This is a genomic window from Planococcus ruber, from assembly GCF_022819085.1.
Lineage (GTDB): Bacteria > Bacillota > Bacilli > Bacillales_A > Planococcaceae > Planococcus > Planococcus ruber.
On record NZ_JALHAG010000004.1, the window covers coordinates 297,205 to 315,377 of the forward strand.

Consider the following 18,173-nt stretch of genomic DNA (forward strand, 5'->3'; position numbering starts at 1 on the left):
CCATGCTGAATCAATTAGAGGGAATTGTGATCCGGACGCAGGCTTACGGTGAAAACAATAAAATTGTGACGCTGTTCACCCGCGAAGCCGGAAAAATCACTTGCATGGCGAGAGGGGCCAAAAAGCCTTCAAGCCGCTTGGCTGCTGTAACCCAGCAGTTTACCCATGGCAGCTATTCCGTTTTCAAAGGGCGTGGAATGGGCACACTTCAAAGCGGGGATCCGCTCGAGTCGCTTCGCCACATCCGTGAAGACATTATGAAAACGGCTTATGCCAGTTACATTACCGAATTGATTGATCGGCTGACGGAACAAGATGAACCGCAGCCGTCAATCTATGATATGCTCTATCAGGCCCTTCATGCGATTGAAGAGGGTTATGATCCCGAAGCAATTTCCTTGTTTGTGGAATGGAAGATGCTGCCTTCAGCAGGACTGACGCCGACTTTGCATGAATGTGCGAACTGTGGGGCAACAGAAGGGGAATTCGCTTTTTCGTTTCAGGAACTCGGATTCCTGTGCCACCGCTGCTTTGAAGTCGACCGCTACATCATCCGTCTGAGCCCGGCGCTCGTGAAGCTGATCCGCACTTTTTATTTTGTCCCGATCGAACGCGTCGGTTCCTTGAAATTGAAGAAGGAATCCAAATCGCTGCTTAAAGGGATTGTGCGGACGATCTACGAAGAGCAGGCGGGGATCCGCTTGAAATCCAGGAAATTCCTGGAACAGTTGGAACGGACACCTGAATTTATGCCCCGAAAAGAAGAGCAAGACCCGCAGCAGGATGAAATTACCTGAGCGGGTCTTTTTTTGATGTTTTTACTGAAGGAAAAGCCGGTTGTTTGCAGAATCGGGAAGCTTTATTTAGAGTTACTTTCCGATCCTAAAAAAGAGGACCCGCATCAAAATTGCGGGTCCCCTTCATATACGATTAATTAAAATTGAATGTGTTTTTTGATATAAGCCTGTACTTCAGCAATCGGCATACGGACTTGCTCCATTGAATCGCGGTGACGGACCGTAACTTGGCCGTCTTCCACGGAATCAAAGTCGTACGTGATGCAGAACGGTGTGCCGATTTCATCCTGGCGGCGGTAGCGTTTCCCGATTGACTGCGATTCGTCGTAATCAACCATGAAATGCTTCGCCAGATCAGCAAATACCTCTGTTGCGCCTTCAGCCAGTTTCTTCGAAAGCGGAAGAACCGCTGCTTTATACGGTGCAAGAGCCGGGTGGAACTTCAATACAGTGCGTTTGTCGTCGTTTTCAAGCGCTTCTTCGTGGAATGCATCTACCAGGAAGGCAAGCGTTACGCGGTCAGCGCCAAGGGACGGCTCGATGCAATAAGGCACGTAGCGCTCGTTAGTCACCGGGTCGATGTAATTGAAGTCTTCGCCGGAATGCTCCATATGGCGCTTCAAATCGAAGTCGGTACGGTCAGCGATGCCCCATAGTTCGCCCCAGCCGAATGGGAATTTGTATTCGATATCGACAGTAGCGTTCGAGTAATGCGACAATTCGTCTTCGTCGTGTTCACGAAGGCGCATATTGCCTTCCGACATATTCAAGTTCAGCAGCCAATTTTTGCAGAAGTCGCGCCAGTAAGCGTACCATTCCAAATCTTCGCCGGGCTTGCAGAAGAATTCAAGTTCCATTTGTTCAAATTCACGTGTGCGGAACGTGAAGTTCCCCGGCGTGATTTCATTGCGGAAACTTTTGCCGATTTGTGCAATCCCGAACGGCATCTTTTTGCGCATTGAACGCTGGACATTTTTATAGTTCACGAAAATTCCTTGCGCAGTTTCCGGACGCAGGAAAATCTCATTTGTTGAAGATTCCGTAACACCTTGGAAGGTTTTGAACATCAAGTTGAATTGGCGGATATCCGTGAAATCTTCTTTGCCGCAAGTCGGGCATTTGATTTCGTGTTCTTTGATCAATTCAGCCATTCTTTCGAAAGACAAACCGTCTACGATCATTTCGATCCCTTTTGCATCCAGGGCATCTTCGATCAATTTATCTGCACGGTGGCGCGTTTTGCAGCTTTTGCAATCGATCATTGGATCGTTGAAGTTGCCGACGTGGCCGGATGCAACCCAAGTTTTCGGGTTCATCAAAATCGCAGCGTCAAGGCCGACATTATGCGCGGATTCCTGGACGAACTTTTTCCACCATGCTTTTTTGATATTGTTTTTCAGCTCTACGCCAAGCGGGCCGTAATCCCACGTGTTGGCAAGTCCGCCGTAGATTTCAGATCCCGGAAATACAAAGCCTCTGTGTTTTGCTAACGATACTATTTCTTCCATTGACATAAAAAAACCTCCATAAAATAAAAAATCGTACACGTCCCGGACATAATGTCCGAGGACGAGTACGTTAAGACCCGCGGTTCCACCTCGATTGGCTGCATAAAACAGCCCTCTTTAAAGAAAGTGCGACTCCGGAGTGCCTTTTCCCATCCATGCAGGCTTCCACCAACCCTGCTCGCTGATTGCGACGGTACTTATAACTCCATCATTGTCTGCTATTCGATTCTTTAGTATTGTATCATGCGAAAGTTTTCTTCGCAATATCGCATCCATTAGTATATAATAATCATCATTGAGTATAACATATTTTGAGGCGGTGAGTCCGATCGAACTCAATAAGAGACAAGAGGAAATCCTGCAGATTGTGAAAGGCAATGGTCCGATCACGGGCGAGCAAATTGCTGAACGCCTGCATTTGACAAGAGCAACATTACGGCCGGATTTGGCAATTTTGACGATGGCAGGATTTTTAGATGCCCGTCCGCGTGTCGGCTATTTCTATTCCGGCAAAAAACCCGGCCAAGACATAACGGATACGATGAATAATATGAAAGTGAAAGACTTTCAGTCGATTCCGGTAGTGGTCAGGGAAGACGTCAGCGTCTATGACGCAATTAGCCAAATGTTCCTTGATGATGTCGGAACTTTGTTCGTCGTAGACAAGAATTCGTTTCTGACGGGTGTGTTGTCCCGCAAAGATTTGCTGCGGACAAGCCTCGGAAGCCAAAATTTAACTGCCATCCCAGTACATATCATCATGACAAGAATGCCGAATATTACGTACTGCGTGAAAAACGAGTCGCTGATCCAGGCCGCTCACCGGCTGATCAATCAGCAGATTGATGCTTTGCCGGTCGTAGAAGAACAACCGGAAGGCTTTAAAGTTATTGGCCGGTTGACAAAAACGAATATCACCCGGGCATTTTTATCATTGTCGGAAAACCACGAATTGTGAGGTGCACGAAATGAAACAGCTCCGTATGTTCATTGTCTCTGATTCTGTAGGAGAGACAGGCGAACTGGTTGCAAAGGCGGCTATTAGCCAATATTTATATGCAGATCAAAATGCTGTATTGAAGCGGTTCCCTTATATTGATTCCGTTGAGCATCTTGAGGAAATCATCAAACTGGCTGCACAGCAGCAGGCCTTCATTGTCTATACGTTAGTGTCGAAAGAATTGCGGCGGTATATCCAGGCGGAAACGCCAAAGTTCAATGTAACTGCTGTGGATTTGATGGGTCCGCTGATGGATGCGCTGGAAAATGAATTGGATTCCATTCCTTTAGAAGAAGCGGGGCTCGTCCGCAAATTGGATGATGATTATTTTAAAAAAGTGGAAGCCATCGAGTTTGCGGTCAAATACGACGACGGGCGCGACCCACGTGGAATTTTAATGGCCGATATCGTATTAGTCGGAATTTCGAGAACGTCCAAAACACCGTTGTCGCAATACCTCGCACATAAGCGTTTGAAAGTGGCGAACGTCCCGCTAGTGCCGGAAGTGGACCCGCCAGAAGAGCTTTATCGTGTCGATCCATCGAAATGCTACGGGCTGGTCATTTCTCCTGAAAAGTTGAATTCCATCCGGAAAGAGCGGCTGATTGCATTGGGATTGAGTGACGATGCCAATTATGCGAAAATCAACCGGATCCACGAAGAAATAGCCCATTTCGAGAAAGTTGTCAGCCGGATCGGCTGCGAAGTGATCGACGTCACGAACCGCGCTGTTGAAGAAACGGCCAATCTGATCTTAAGCAAACGGAAATAATCGCAAACTACACCCATGCAGGCATTTATTCCCAATAAAATAACGGAATTAAAGAAAAACCTCCTGATCAGGTGGTTTTTCTATTTAAGTTGTGGATTTTTTGTCGAAAACGTTTTATAATGAAGAATTGTGGCTAAAACAATTATAATGGCCAGGAATTTGCCTTGATCTTTTTAAGGAAAGATGAAGGAGTTCCGTAAACTATCACGAATTAAGTATGTTAAGCAAAAAAAGATGGTGATAATGTGTCAAATCGAGTTCCTGAAGAAGTGATCGAACAGATCCGCTCTTCTACGGATATAGTAGACGTCGTCGGTGAGTATGTACAATTAACAAAAAGAGGGCGCAATTGGTTCGGGCTCTGTCCATTCCATGGTGAAAGCACGCCTTCGTTCTCGGTTACTTCCGACAAGCAGATTTTCCATTGCTTCGGCTGTGGAGCGGGCGGAAACGTCATCACTTTCCTGATGGACATTGAAAATATCACTTTCCAAGATGCATTGGCCCGCCTCGGCAGCCGGGCAGGGATCGATGTTGACGTTTCGGTTCCGAGCGATTCCGGTCCGGCACCTACAAAAACAGACCATCAGCTTATTTTGATGCATGAATTTGCAGCCGATATGTACCACCATATCCTTATGAATACAGAAGAAGGGCAGGAAGCCCTCGACTATCTGGAAAATAGGGGATTCACAAAGGAAATGATCGAAAAATACCGAATTGGCTGGGCATTGCCCGAATGGAATTACATGGCCACCGCTTTGCAGCGGAAAGGCTTCAGCGAAGAGGAATTGGTGTCGAGCGGGCTCGGGATCCAGCGTGAGCAAAAAAATGGATTTTTTGATCGCTTCCGCGGTAGAATCATGTTTCCAATTACCAATGAATCGGGGAAAGTTATTGCTTTTTCCGGCAGGATTTTAGTGAAAAGCAAGGAAGAAGCCAAGTATCTGAACAGTCCCGAATCGCCGATTTTCCAGAAAAGCCAGGTACTTTATAATGTGCATCTGGCACGCAATGCCATCCGGAAAAATCGGAAAATCGTCTTATTTGAAGGATTTATGGATGTAATTGCTGCCGGCAAAGCAGGCGTAGATAATGCGCTAGCGACAATGGGAACTTCCCTTACGCCGCAGCATATCAAAGCGATGAAGCGTTTTGCCCAGGATATTGTCCTCTGCTTTGACGGGGATGATGCCGGATGGGAAGCTGCGAAAAGAGCGGCCATTGCATTGAATGAAGAAAAGTTCAAAGTGGAAGTTGCCGTCCTCCCAGGCAAAATGGATCCTGATGATTTTGTCCGGGAACACGGCGAGGAAGCTTTTAAAGAGCAGATCATCGGCAAACCGCATGCGTTTATTGCGTTTGCGATGATGCATGCCCGCAGACATAAAAATTTTCAATACGAAAATGACCTTTTGCAATACATTCAAGAAGTGCTCCAGCTCTTAGCAGGGCGGTCGTCGCCGATTGAACGTGATCTTTACATCAAGCAATTGTCTAATGAGACCGGCCTGTCAGAGGAAGCGATTCTCCAGCAGTACCGGAAGCTTGAAAACAAAACCATTGAACGGAGCCGCCCAAGCGCGCCAGTTCAAGAAAAAGCGCCAAAGCGGGATCCGAAACGAGTGACATCCCTTCATCGCGCTGAAAGGCTGCTTTTTTCCCATGCCTTAGCGAATCCGCGTACCATGGAAAAACTAGCCGCGGCGGAGGATGGCATGCCGTTTGTCAGCGAGGAATTCAAAGCGCTGTATGTGCAGCTGCTTGGTTTTTACGAAGAGTGGGAAAAAGCGGATTTCCATAAATTTTTGGAAACGCTGCGCGATCCTGAACTTCGGAAGCTGGTGATGGAAACGGCTTTGAGCGAACGCGATCCTGAACATGCAGAAGAAGAGATTGCGGATTGCTTGGCCCATCTGCAGAAGCATCGGATCGAGCAGCAGATCAAATTAAAGATCCAGCAGTCGAAAGAAGCTGAAAAACAGCATGACTTGAAGCGTGCCTTAGTTTTGGCGCAAGAAGTGATTGCTTTGAAGAAATCATTATAGGTTAATCCCGTTTTTTTAAAGGAGGAAAATCGTATGGCTGAGAAATCAGAACGTCCAAACGAAGTTGAAGCTAGCAATGTCTCATTAAGCACTACAGAAGGTCCTGAAGCAACTGTAGAAGAAGCAAAAAAACAATTGATCGAAGCAGGTAAAAAAACGGGAGAACTGAACTATGAACAGATTGCCGATAAATTAGCAATTTTTGAAATGGAATCGGACGCCGTTGAAGAATTCATCGATCAGCTTGAGGGGCATGGCATTGAATTGGAACGGAAATCGGATGATGAAGAGCATTTGGACCGTCTCATGAAACCGACTGAAGAGAAATTCGACTTGAATGATTTAAGTGTGCCGCCAGGCGTCAAAATCAACGACCCTGTCAGAATGTACTTGAAAGAAATCGGCCGGGTGGACCTCTTAAAAGCGGAAGAAGAAGTAAGATTGGCCAAATTGATCGAACAAGGCGACGAAGAAGCGAAAAAACGCTTGGCAGAAGCGAACTTGCGCCTTGTTGTCAGTATCGCTAAACGCTACGTTGGACGGGGCATGCTTTTCCTGGACTTGATCCAGGAAGGAAACATGGGCTTGATCAAAGCGGTCGAGAAATTCGACTACTCAAAAGGCTTTAAATTCAGTACGTATGCCACTTGGTGGATTCGCCAAGCGATCACCCGTGCGATTGCCGACCAGGCACGTACGATCCGCATTCCGGTGCACATGGTGGAAACGATCAATAAATTGATTCGCGTCCAGCGCCAGCTGCTGCAGGATCTTGGCCGTGAACCTTCTCCGGAAGAAATCGGCGAAGAAATGGACCTATTGCCGGAAAAAGTCCGTGAAATCCTGAAAATTGCGCAAGAGCCGGTATCATTGGAAACACCGATTGGGGAAGAGGATGATTCGCATCTTGGCGATTTCATCGAGGATTCGGATGCCCAATCGCCTTCAGATCATGCAGCTTACGAATTGTTGAAAGAACAGTTGGAAGATGTATTGGATACATTGACGGACCGTGAAGAAAATGTATTGCGCCTTCGCTTCGGCTTGGATGATGGACGTACGCGCACGCTTGAAGAAGTGGGCAAAGTCTTCGGCGTTACCCGTGAACGGATCCGCCAGATCGAAGCAAAAGCGCTTCGCAAACTTCGCCACCCATCACGCAGCAAGCGTTTGAAAGATTTCCTGGAATAGAATAGCGATTGGAATCTTCGAAACAGCCCGTTTTTTAGAGGCCAATTAAATAAACTATCAAAAAAACAAGCGCGAATGCTATCTAGGCATTCGCGTTTTTTATTTATTTCCCCTTATGAGTTGAGTTTGTCTAAATTTTTCCTATATAATGAAAGTTGTAAGCGTATTCATAACAAAGGGGATGTAATGAGATGAATTTCGATTTGACGCAAGAACAGCAAATGATCAAGAAAACAATTAAAGAGTTTGCGGATAAAGTGGTGGCGCCTGGAGCAGTCGACCGCGACCGCACGAATGAGTTTCCGAAAGAGATTTTCAAACAGCTTTCCGACATGGGGATGATGGGATTGCCGTTTGATGAGAAATACGGCGGCGCTGGCGCCGACACAACAAGTTTTGCAATTGTGACGGAAGAGTTGAGCCGGGCCTGTGCATCAACGGGCATTACGTATTCGGCGCATATTTCACTCGGCGGTGCGCCATTGAACCTTTTCGGCACGGAAGAGCAAAAAGAAAAATACTTGGCGCCGATTTGTTCAGGCGAATCGTTTGGCGCATTCGGATTGACAGAACCGAATGCCGGGTCGGATGCAGGCGGAACAGAAACGCGTGCAGTGGAAGACGGCGATGACTGGGTCATCAATGGCTCGAAAGTTTATATCACAAACGCGAGCTATGCGAAACATTTGGCGATCACTGCCATCACAGGAATGGAAAACGGCAAGAAAGAAATCAGCGCCATTATCGTGCCGACGGATGCTGAAGGCTTCACGATCATCGACAATTACGAAAAAATGGGCCTCCATGCATCCAATACAACGGAACTGGTATTAGAAAATGTCCGGGTACCGAAAGAAAACCTGCTCGGCAAGCGCGGAGAAGGCTTCAAGCAGTTCCTGGTGACTTTGGACGGAGGCCGCATCGGCATCGCTGCCATGGCCGTTGGGATCGCACAGGCGGCGTTCAACCGTGCATTGAATTATTCAAAAGAACGCAAACAGTTCGGCAAGAGCTTATCCGAGTTCCAGATCACGCAATTTAAACTGGCGGATATGGCGCTCAAAATTGAATTGGCGCGCAATATGGTCTACAAAGCAGCTTGGCTGAAAGACCAAGGGCGCCCGTTCACGAAAGAAGCTTCGATGGCGAAACTTTATGCATCGGAAATTTCCATGGAAGTGGCGGACGAAGCGATTCAAATCCATGGCGGCTACGGCTATATGAAAGAGTATGAAGTGGAGCGCTATATGCGCGATGCGAAGTTGCTGGAAATCGGCGAAGGAACGTCTGAAGTGCAGAAAATGGTCATTGCCAGACAAATCGGCTGTTAAGTTGCTGAATTTGTCACAATAACTCAAAACTTCTCCCATAAGACTTTTCGTTTTGCTAATAATACAGTACAATAATGAATGATACGAACACTATCATCAAGCAGAACTTTATAGAGGGAGGGGTAACGGATGCAAAAAAATGCAATTGTACCTTATATCTTAATCATGGCTTTCGGTATTGGTCTTATTTTCTTCTTATCTTTAGAAGGAGCGAATAACCAAGAAGAGATTGCTGCAGAACATGCTGAAGAAGACGGCGCTGGCGGCGAAGAGCAAGGCAACGACGGCGGAAGCACGGAGTCTGCTGAATTCGATCCAGAATCACAAGCGCAGCAAAGCTGTGTATCATGTCACGGTTCAAGCTATGAAGGCGCAGTAGGGCCATCATTGGTTGATACTGAACTTGACCAAGCAGGAATCGAAGAGATTATTGCAAATGGTAAAGGCGCAATGCCAGGCGGACTCATCGAAGAAGAGAACATTCCAGCTATGGCGGAGTGGGTTTTATCTCTCGAATAGTTTGAAAACCCCCTTAGTTCTTCTTGAGCTAAGGGGGTTTTGTTGATAGGAGGATAACGGATGAATGCACAACAATTATCGCTGCGTTTGGAACGGGTGGCACAGCATGTTCCAAAAGGCGCCATCGTTGCAGATATCGGCAGCGACCATGCCTACCTACCTTGCTTTTTGGTATTAAATGGGATGGTTAAACGGGCGGTTGCCGGGGAAGTAGTAAAAGGCCCCTTTGAATCGGCCAAAAAACAAGTTCAGCAAGAACAGCTGGAGAATCAGATTACCGTAAGGCTGGCAAGCGGACTTGCAGCTATCCATCCTGAAGATGGCGTGACAGCCGTCACCATTGCAGGAATGGGCGGGCCCTTGATTGTCTCCATTTTAACAGAAGGGATAGCGCGGCTAGAAGGAGTTGAACGTTTGATTCTTCAGCCAAATGTCCATGCGAAAGCGATCCGCGATTGGGCACAGCAAAACGGCTGGAACGTCCATTCAGAAGAAATTTTGAAAGAAAACGACAAAATCTATGAAATTCTCGTATTGGAACGCGGCGAAGCGAATTCCGTTTTAACGGAAACGGAACTCCTGATGGGACCGTATTTGATGAAAGAGCGTTCTCCGGTTTTCATCGAGAAATGGCGGCGTGAAAGTACGCAATGGAAAAAGATTGTCGCTTCGATGGAGGCTACGGAACAGACCGTGGAAATCCTTTCGCGGAAAAAAGATTTGGTGCATAAAATCCAACTAGTAGAAGAGGTGCTGAACAATGAAAATACCGAATGGGCAGCAGATCATCGAGGAGTTTGAGAAATGGTCGCCTAAATATTTGGCGATGGAAGGCGATCCGATCGGACTGCATGTCGGAACGTTGAACAAGAAAATTGAACGGGTTTTGGTAACGTTGGATGTCAACGAAGAAGTGGTGGATGAAGCAATCGCTAAAAGTGTCGAATTGATCATTGCCCATCATCCGCCGATTTTCCGCCCGCTCAAAAATTTGCAGACGGATTTTCCGCAAGGCCGTTTAATGGAAAAGCTGATCAAACACGATATCGCTGTGTATGCAGCCCATACCAATCTCGATGTGGCAGAAGGCGGCGTCAATGATCTTCTCGCAGACGCGCTTGGGCTCAGCGATACGAAAATTCTCGTTCCTACATATGAGGCGGAGCTGGTGAAAATCGCTGTTTTTGTCCCGGAAAGCCATGAAGAGCAAGTGCGCGAGGCGCTCGGGAATGCGGGAGCTGGAGCCATCGGGAATTATGAACATTGCAGTTATACGCTAAGCGGCACAGGACGGTTCAGACCGACAAAAGATGCCGACCCGTATATCGGCGAAGCCGGAAAGATGGAAATGACTGCAGAATCGAAAATCGAAGTGGTCATCCGGAAAAACGAAAAAGACCGGGCCATTAAAGCCATGATTGCAGCCCATCCTTACGAGGAAGTGGCATACGATGTGTTTACGTTGGAAAACAAGGAATTGCCGATGGGATTAGGGCGCGTCGGAGTGCTGGATACAGAAATGAGCCTTGAAGATTTCGCAGAACACGTGAAAGGGAGGCTTGATGTACCGGCTGTTCGGATTGTCGGCGATCTTGCAAAACCTGTCCGGAAAGTGGCCGTGCTCGGCGGCGACGGCAATAAATACATTCACGCAGCAAAGCGTGCAGGAGCGGACGTCTACGTCACAGGCGATCTCTATTTCCATGTAGCGCAAGATGCAGAAGCGATGGGCCTCGCCGTTGTAGACCCTGGCCACCATGTCGAAAAAGTCATGATCAAAGGCGTCGTCAACCGGATGGCAAAGGTGCAGAACTGGCAGTGCGAATTCCTGCCGTCCGAAGTCGATACAGAACCGTTTACATTCAAATAAAACAGAGAATCCAGTCTACTTTACGGCGACTGGATTCTCTGTTTTTAGTTGTTCGAGAAAGTCTTTCGCTTCTTTAGGAGAAGCCAAAATGACCAACTCTTTTTCAATTGCTAAACGCTGCAACTTCTGCAAAACGCGAGGGCGCTGGTCTCGGGAATAATTCCACACCCACTTCAAAAATTTCAAATCGAAGCGTTCCTGGCAGCCAGTGGCCATATCAGGGCGCTGCGTGTTCCGGTAAAGGAAATTGCGTTTCAATATCCGGTAAATGCATAAGTTGCGCGGCATATCCATGAAAATGATGCAATCAGCAGCTTCTAAGCGGAGGTCCAGTGTGCCGTTGTAATTGCCGTCAATAATCCATTCTTCTTTATTGACCAGTTGAAGTTGGATGGCTTCTTGTTGGCCCCGAGAGACAGCAGTCCAGTTCGGTTTCCAGAGGATGGCGTCAAGATGGTAGACGGGAAGCTGAAGTTTAGCGCCCAGTTTGCGTGCGAAAGTGGATTTTCCGGAGCCACCCGAGCCGATGATCGCGATCTTTTCCATGCAATTTCACCCCGCTGTAATCGTCTGTAAAGCAAAACCGTGAGACTTTGATAAAAGCTCACGGTTTATGTCAATGGCCAAAAGGACACTATAAACTATTCGACTGGGTAAGGTTCAATGCGCTCCGAAGGTTTCGGATGCTTGATCTTCGGCAAGATTTTATTCAACGGAACACTGCGCGTCAATTCGTGCGTTTCCGGATCCTCCGGATCATATTTATCAAGGAAGTTCATCACTTCCTTGACAATCGGGGTCGGCGTCGAAGCGCCGGCTGTGATACCTACCGTTTCCACGCCATCCAGCCATTCCAATTTCAGTTCCGAAAGATCGGAAATACGGTAAGCAGGCGTTCCGGCGATGTCTTGGGAAACTTGCGCCAAGCGGTTCGAGTTGTTGCTCATCGGGTCGCCGATGACAATCAATAGATCCGCTTCGCCAGCTTGGGTTGCGACGGCTTCCTGGCGAACTTGTGTCGCAAGGCAAATTTCTTTATGGACTTCTGAATGCGGGTATTTCTCTTTTAAGCGTTTCATCATGTCCACAACGTCCCACTGGCTCATGGTCGTTTGGTTGGTCACGATGATTTTGTCTGCTGTTAATTGAAGCTGATCAACATCTTCAACGCTTTCCACCAAATGGACCAAGTCAGGCGCGACACCGATCGCCCCTTCAGGTTCGGGGTGGCCATTTTTGCCGATATAGATGATGTGATAGCCTTCTGCCGTCTTTTCCCGGATCAAATCGTGGGTAACGGTGACATCCGGGCAAGTTGCATCGATGGACACCAGCCCTTTTCTCCGGGCAAGTTCACGGACTTGCGGCGAAACGCCGTGCGCTGTGAAAATGACCGTGCCGGATTCGACTTTCTCCAAAATTTCAAGGCGGTTTTTGCCGTCCAACGTGATGATTCCATCTTCTTCAAATGCGTCTGTTACGTGTTTATTGTGGACAATCATGCCTAGTATATAAATAGGGCGGGGCAAAGTTTCGTCCATTGCCGCATTTTTTGCAATGACCATTGCATCTACAACGCCATAGCAATACCCTCTTGGCGATATTTTCATTACCTTCATAACCGCACTCCTTTCAAAATCATACCTTCATTATAAACGAGACGGCGTGTCTTTACAAAAGTTGCAATACGAAAAAAGCGAATTCATGCTATAATGTCAAGAGCGTAAGGAGGGAATATGATCCCATGACAAAATTTAATGATTATCCATTCAAGCCGTTCCTATTAGAAGCGGTGGAAAAACTCGGTTTTCAGGAACCGACCCCGATCCAAAAAGAGATGATGCCCCATATATTGAAAGGCAACTCAGCTATCGGCCAATCCCATACAGGAACAGGGAAAACCCATAGCTTCATCATTCCGATTGCAGAACGCATCGACACAAGCCGCCAAGAAGTTCAGGCAGTGATCTGTGCACCGACACGCGAACTCGGCACGCAAATCTATGCAGAAATGATGAAGCTTGTTGAAGGATCCGATATCGAAGTGAAAAGCTTTATCGGCGGAACAGACAAAAAACGTTCCATTAACAAACTGAAGACCCAGCCGCATATCGTTATCGGTACACCAGGCCGCTTAAAAGACTTGGTCAATGAAAATGCGCTTTTGGTCCACACAGGAAAAATCCTTGTGGTTGACGAAGCGGATTTGGCATTTGATCTTGGCTTTATCGAAGAAATTGACCAAGTTGCCGGCAAGATGAAAGACGATTTGGAGATGTATGTATTCTCAGCGACCATTCCGGAAAAATTGAAGCCATTCCTGAAAAAATACATGGAATCACCAGTCCACGTTAAAATCGGCGACAAACGCCCGACGGCTGAAGGCTTAGATTTCTACTTGGTGCCAGCCAGGAGCAAACGGAAAGTGGAGCGCCTGAAAGAAATTATGGGCATCATTAATCCGTATTTGGCCATCATTTTCGTCAATACGAAAACAAATGCCGACTACGTGGCAGACGAACTGGCAAAAGCGGGCATCCGTGTCGGCCGGGTCCATGGCGATTTGGCTCCGCGGGAACGCGTGAAAATGATGAAGCAAATCCGTGATTTGGAATATCAATACATCGTGGCAACCGATCTTGCGGCACGCGGCATCGACATCCAAGGCGTCAGCCATGTCATCAACTATGAGCTGCCGGAAGACTTGGAATTCTTTGTTCACCGCGTCGGCCGTACGGCACGTGCCGGATTAAAAGGAATTGCAATCACGATTTTCAATCCGGAAGAGGAAGATGCGATTAACCGCGTCGAGAAAATGGGCATTCCTTTCCAGCAAAAAGATATCGTCAAAGGCGAGTTTGTTGATTTGAAAGACCGCCATAGCCGGAAAACGCGCGTTAGACAGACAAATGAAGCGGATGCGAAAGCGAAAACGATGGTCCATAAACCAAAAGCTGTAAAACCGATGTACAAAAAGAAAATGAAATGGAAAATGGACGAAATCAAGAAAATCGAACGCCGCAAAAACCGCAAAAAGTAAGGAGATTATTTAGATGTTAATAGGTTCACACGTATCCATGAGCGGAAAGAAAATGCTTCTTGCAGCAAGTGAAGAAGCGGCTTCCTACGGAGCGAGCACATTCATGATCTATACGGGGGCACCGCAGAATACGCGCCGCAAGCCGATTGAAGAGCTGAATATCGAAGCGGGCCAAGCCCATATGGCTGCCCACAATTTGAGCCATATCGTGGTGCATGCACCTTATATCATTAACTTAGCGAATACGGTTAAGCCTGAAACTTTTGCACTTGGCATTGAATTTCTTCAAAAAGAAATCGAACGGACGGCGGCGCTTGGCGCGAAGCAGATCGTTCTGCACCCAGGTGCCCATGTAGGCGCAGGTGCAGAAGCGGGAATCGCGAAAATCGTTGAAGGGTTGAATGAGGTGTTGGCAGAGGATTATGCGGTCAATATCGCTCTGGAAACGATGGCCGGAAAAGGCACCGAATGCGGCCGCAGCTTTGAAGAAATCGCAGCGATCATTGATGGCGTGACCCATAATGAGCGTTTGTCGGTCTGCTTTGATACGTGCCATACGCATGATGCCGGGTATAATATCCAGGAAGATTTTGATGGCGTACTCGAAAAATTCGACCGCATTGTCGGAATCGACCGTCTGCAAGTGCTTCACATCAATGACAGCAAAAATGTCCGCGGGGCCGGCAAAGACCGCCACGAAAACATCGGATTCGGGGAAATCGGCTTTGAAGCCTTGAACGGCATTGTGCATCACCGCGACTTGCAGCATGTGCCGAAAATTCTCGAAACTCCGTATGTCGGAACCGATGCAAAAAATAAAAAACCGCCATACGCTTTTGAAATTGAAATGTTCAAAAACGGGATTTTTACTCCGGGCGTCATCGAAGAAATGAAAGCGCCGCTTTAATCAAAAGCATCATGGTACCGCAAGCTGAACCGGAAATTCCGGCAAGCTTGCGGTTTTTATTTTTATCCGAATGGCGGGAACCGGTGATTTTCTGAGTGCTTAACTATTTACAAGAGGGCTAGAGTCCTCTATACTGATTTAATGATGTAAATCGTAATCATTATTAATTAGAAAAGAGGCGGCTTTATGGACGCGCCATTGATCAATATTAAAGAAATCAGTTATGAATATGAACAAACGAGGGCACTCGAGAACATTTCCTTGAAAGTAGAGGAAGGCGATTTCCTGGCCATACTTGGACCGAACGGATCCGGAAAATCCACTTTGCTGAAAGTCATGCTGGGGTTGATCAAGCCGACAAAAGGGCAGATCGAACTTTTTGGCGTTGATTCGAAAAACTTCAAGCACCGCGAATGGATCGGCTACGTTTCCCAAAAATCCAATTCCTTCAATTCCGGTTTTCCGGCAACTGTGGAAGAAGTGGTCGCTGGGGGGCTGGCGAAAAAAGCAGGTTTATTCCACAGGCTTCCGAAAAATTACAAACAGCATGTAAAAGACGCACTGGTTTCAGTCGGGATGGAAGCTTTTAGCGGACGCAGCGTCAATGAATTATCCGGCGGGCAGCAGCAGCGTGTGTTTATCGCGAGAGCTTTGGTGGCAAAGCCGAAAGTGCTCATCCTGGATGAGCCGACAGTGGGCATTGATCACCAAAATGTCCAATCTTTCTATAATATGCTTGCTTCGCTTAACCGCGATCAAAACATCACGTTGGTGCTGGTGACCCATGACGTGGATACGGTAACCGACCGCATCACTCATGTAGCTTGCCTTAACCAGACCATCCATTTCCACGGATTTAAAGAACAGCTCCATACGATGAGCGACGCCCAGCGCGAAGCATGGTATGGCCATTCGGTCCGTAAAATTCATCATATCGGAGGAAGCCATAGCCATGTTTGAAGCCATTTTTACGTATGAATTTCTGCAAAATGCATTTGCCGCCGGTTTGATCATCGGCGTCATCGCACCGCTTCTCGGCGTTTTCATTGTGGTCCGCCGCCTTTCGCTTATCGCGGATGCCTTGAGCCATGTAACGTTAGCCGGAATAGCGGGAAGCCTGTTTTTAAGCCAGAGCGTAGCTGCCTTTGCTTTATTGAACCCGCTATTTCTTGGTATAGCCGCTTCTGTTGGGGGCTCCATTCTGATTGAACGACTGAGAAGCCTTTATAAACATTATGAAGAATTGGCGATTCCGATCATCATGTCGGCGGGAATTGGCTTTGGGGCGATTTTCATTTCGCTGGCGCAAGGCTTTTCCAATGATTTATTCGGCTATTTATTCGGTTCTGTTTCGGCCGTCAGCCGGGAAGACCTGCTGATTGTAGGTGCCATCGCCATCGTCGTTCTGGCATTTATCTTCTTGTTCTTCAAAGAATTGTTTGTATTGTCGTTTGATGATGAATACGCAAAAGCTTCCGGATTGCCGGCCAAGTGGATTCATTTCCTTTTCATGATCGTGACTGCGCTTGTTATTGCCGGTTCGATGCGGATCGTCGGGATTTTACTGGTGTCGTCATTGATGACGATCCCGGTAGCGGCGGCCATGCGGGTAGCGAAAAGCTTCAAACAAACGATCTTATTATCCATCTTTTTTGGCGAATTTTCCGTCATCACGGGCTTAGTTACGGCCTTTTACTTTAACTTGGCGCCAGGAGGCACCATTGTTGTCACTTCAATTTTCTTGTTATTGCTGGTCATTGGCTTCAAAAAGATCTCTGTTTCAATGAAGAAGGGGGCTGTCGCATGAACATCACAAAAGCGTGGGACATTTTAAAGGAAAACGGCTATAAGGAAACGACGAAGCGGTCGCAAATCCTTGAATTGTTTGCAGATGACGATCGCTATTTGACGGCGCGTGATCTGCTCGATGTCATGCAAAAGGATTATCCGAGCATGAGCTACGATACGGTATACCGCAACCTGGCGACGTTCGTATCGCTTGGCATATTGGAAGAAACGGAACTTTCGGGTGAGCGCCATTTCCGGATGCAATGCGAAAGCGAACATCATCACCACCACTTCATCTGCATGGACTGCGGGAAAATCAAAGAAATACCCGTGTGTCCGATGGATATGCTGGGCGCCGCATTGCCGGCCTATGAAATTGCAAACCACAAATTCGAAATTTACGGCAAATGCCCGGAATGCCAATAAGAAAAGCGGAAGCGGCCGGTTAGCCCCGACAGGCTTAAGGCAAAGCACGCAGGAAATCCTGATTTCCGTAGTGGTTTGCCTTAAGACCCCGAGGGGCTGGCCGCTTGCGTCTGGACAGTAAGAAAAGCGGAAGCGGCCGGTTAGCCCCGACAGGCATAAGGGCTGGCTGTTGCTAACGGGACAATAAGAAAACGCAAGCGGTCTGATGCCGCTTGCGTTTTTTTATGCATTTATTCAACTAATGCAAATAACTTACTGGTGACCGCAAATAAAAAATTTTAAGCGCAAGTAAACCGCCGCCAAGTGCAAACAAACTTCCTTTGATTGCAAAGAACCAAACAAAAAACCATCAACGGAACTGAACCGCTGATGGTTTTTATTTATTTTGAACGAATGCTTTGCTGAAGAGCAAATTCTTTTTCGACCCATTGCTCAGCTTCCAGCCAATTGAACACGCGCACCACATTCTTCGGTGTTGGCAAGCGGTTATAAGGCGTATCGAACAGGATGACCGGAATGTCCAGCTCCTCAGAAATTTCGACCGCGTTATCATGCTTATCTTCAAAGAAAAGATCCACTTGATGGCGTTTCGCTGTTTCGATTTTCTTATGGGTGCCGATCAATTCGATGTGGTCATACGCAATGGCATGCTCGGCAAACCAATCGTATGTTACGTCGCGGGCATTTTCGCCGCGCGCTGAAATGAAATACAATTCGTAGTGCTCTTTCCATTTTTCCAAAATATTTTTAGCGTTCTCTGAAATGGGAGAAGTTGCATAAATTTTCGGTTCAGCTTCCCGGAACCAGTCAAAAAATTCGCCTTTTGGAAGGTGGGGCAGAGCTGCAGTCAAATCGTATTCTTTTATATCATCCAGCGTCAGGTTGCTGTTGAATGCTTCATTAATATGTGGAATCAATGATGTCGGTGAAGTCACCGTACCATCGATGTCAATGCCGAAACGGCTTCTCATAGCTT

At 47.3% G+C, this 18,173-nt stretch carries 18 protein-coding genes; 14 read left to right on the top strand and 4 right to left on the bottom strand.

Translation table 11 applies throughout. The features are described from left to right. The first annotated feature begins 2 nt into the window (after positions 1–2). On the top strand, positions 3–797 hold the full coding sequence (gene recO, locus MTR82_RS09375) for a DNA repair protein RecO (protein ID WP_246808815.1): 795 nt from the start codon (positions 3–5) through the stop codon (positions 795–797). Positions 798–934: 137 nt separating this feature from the next. Here the strand turns inward: recO and MTR82_RS09380 are convergent, their stop codons facing one another. After that, the gene (locus tag MTR82_RS09380) at positions 935–2,311 is read right to left on the bottom strand and encodes a glycine--tRNA ligase (protein WP_246808816.1); all 1,377 of its coding nucleotides are present in this window, start codon (positions 2,309–2,311) and stop codon (positions 935–937) included. 313 nt (positions 2,312–2,624) lie between these two features. On the opposite strand from MTR82_RS09380, the gene ccpN reads away from it, so the two are divergent. The 8 genes from ccpN to MTR82_RS09420 all read left to right on the top strand — a co-directional run bounded on the left by ccpN (position 2,625) and on the right by MTR82_RS09420 (position 11,036). Further along, the gene (gene ccpN / locus MTR82_RS09385; protein ID WP_052651789.1) at positions 2,625–3,263 is read left to right on the top strand and encodes a transcriptional regulator CcpN; all 639 of its coding nucleotides are present in this window, start codon (positions 2,625–2,627) and stop codon (positions 3,261–3,263) included. Between the two features lie 10 nt (positions 3,264–3,273). Further along, the gene (locus MTR82_RS09390) at positions 3,274–4,077 is read left to right on the top strand and encodes a pyruvate, water dikinase regulatory protein (RefSeq protein WP_052651788.1); all 804 of its coding nucleotides are present in this window, start codon (positions 3,274–3,276) and stop codon (positions 4,075–4,077) included. Between the two features lie 245 nt (positions 4,078–4,322). Next, positions 4,323–6,125 (top strand): DNA primase, encoded by a 1,803-nt coding sequence (gene dnaG / locus MTR82_RS09395; RefSeq protein WP_246808817.1) that lies wholly within the window; start codon positions 4,323–4,325, stop codon positions 6,123–6,125. A gap of 33 nt (positions 6,126–6,158) precedes the next feature. Then, complete coding sequence (gene rpoD, locus MTR82_RS09400) at positions 6,159–7,316, top strand: RNA polymerase sigma factor RpoD (RefSeq protein WP_052651786.1); 1,158 nt, start codon at positions 6,159–6,161, stop codon at positions 7,314–7,316. 191 nt (positions 7,317–7,507) lie between these two features. Further along, positions 7,508–8,647, top strand: a complete 1,140-nt coding sequence (locus MTR82_RS09405; RefSeq protein WP_052651785.1) for an acyl-CoA dehydrogenase — start codon at positions 7,508–7,510, stop codon at positions 8,645–8,647. Between the two features lie 129 nt (positions 8,648–8,776). After that, positions 8,777–9,166, top strand: a complete 390-nt coding sequence (gene cccA, locus MTR82_RS09410; protein WP_246808818.1) for a cytochrome c550 — start codon at positions 8,777–8,779, stop codon at positions 9,164–9,166. Positions 9,167–9,226: 60 nt separating this feature from the next. Next, positions 9,227–9,967 (top strand): tRNA (adenine(22)-N(1))-methyltransferase, encoded by a 741-nt coding sequence (locus tag MTR82_RS09415; RefSeq protein WP_246808819.1) that lies wholly within the window; start codon positions 9,227–9,229, stop codon positions 9,965–9,967. Then, on the top strand, positions 9,927–11,036 hold the full coding sequence (locus tag MTR82_RS09420) for a Nif3-like dinuclear metal center hexameric protein (RefSeq protein WP_246808820.1): 1,110 nt from the start codon (positions 9,927–9,929) through the stop codon (positions 11,034–11,036). Before MTR82_RS09415 ends, MTR82_RS09420 begins: the two co-directional genes overlap by 41 nt. A 15-nt stretch (positions 11,037–11,051) precedes the next feature. Here the strand turns inward: MTR82_RS09420 and MTR82_RS09425 are convergent, their stop codons facing one another. Both MTR82_RS09425 and MTR82_RS09430 read right to left on the bottom strand, forming a co-directional pair. Then, on the bottom strand, positions 11,052–11,582 hold the full coding sequence (locus MTR82_RS09425) for a DNA topology modulation protein (RefSeq protein WP_246808821.1): 531 nt from the start codon (positions 11,580–11,582) through the stop codon (positions 11,052–11,054). A gap of 95 nt (positions 11,583–11,677) precedes the next feature. Continuing rightward, a complete protein-coding gene (locus MTR82_RS09430) occupies positions 11,678–12,655 on the bottom strand; it encodes a 4-hydroxy-3-methylbut-2-enyl diphosphate reductase (RefSeq protein ID WP_052651780.1) in 978 nt (325 codons plus the stop codon). 125 nt (positions 12,656–12,780) lie between these two features. On the opposite strand from MTR82_RS09430, the gene MTR82_RS09435 reads away from it, so the two are divergent. The 5 genes from MTR82_RS09435 (at position 12,781) to MTR82_RS09455 (ending at position 17,197) form a co-directional block, all read left to right on the top strand. Beyond that, positions 12,781–14,076: a DEAD/DEAH box helicase gene (locus tag MTR82_RS09435; RefSeq protein WP_246808822.1), complete on the top strand. Its 1,296-nt coding sequence runs from the start codon at positions 12,781–12,783 to the stop codon at positions 14,074–14,076. Between the two features lie 13 nt (positions 14,077–14,089). Continuing rightward, positions 14,090–14,983 carry a deoxyribonuclease IV gene (locus MTR82_RS09440; protein ID WP_246808823.1) on the top strand — a complete coding sequence of 298 codons (894 nt, stop codon included), beginning with the start codon at positions 14,090–14,092 and terminating at the stop codon, positions 14,981–14,983. A gap of 186 nt (positions 14,984–15,169) precedes the next feature. Continuing rightward, positions 15,170–15,943: a metal ABC transporter ATP-binding protein gene (locus MTR82_RS09445; RefSeq protein ID WP_246808824.1), complete on the top strand. Its 774-nt coding sequence runs from the start codon at positions 15,170–15,172 to the stop codon at positions 15,941–15,943. After that, on the top strand, positions 15,936–16,790 hold the full coding sequence (locus tag MTR82_RS09450; RefSeq protein ID WP_052651776.1) for a metal ABC transporter permease: 855 nt from the start codon (positions 15,936–15,938) through the stop codon (positions 16,788–16,790). The genes MTR82_RS09445 and MTR82_RS09450 overlap by 8 nt, the downstream gene beginning before the upstream one ends. After that, a complete protein-coding gene (locus tag MTR82_RS09455; RefSeq protein ID WP_246808825.1) occupies positions 16,787–17,197 on the top strand; it encodes a Fur family transcriptional regulator in 411 nt (136 codons plus the stop codon). The genes MTR82_RS09450 and MTR82_RS09455 overlap by 4 nt, the downstream gene beginning before the upstream one ends. 380 nt (positions 17,198–17,577) lie before the next feature. On the opposite strand, the gene MTR82_RS09460 is transcribed toward MTR82_RS09455, so the two are convergent. Beyond that, positions 17,578–18,168, bottom strand: a complete 591-nt coding sequence (locus MTR82_RS09460) for a nucleotidase (protein WP_052651774.1) — start codon at positions 18,166–18,168, stop codon at positions 17,578–17,580. Positions 18,169–18,173: the final 5 nt, after the last annotated feature.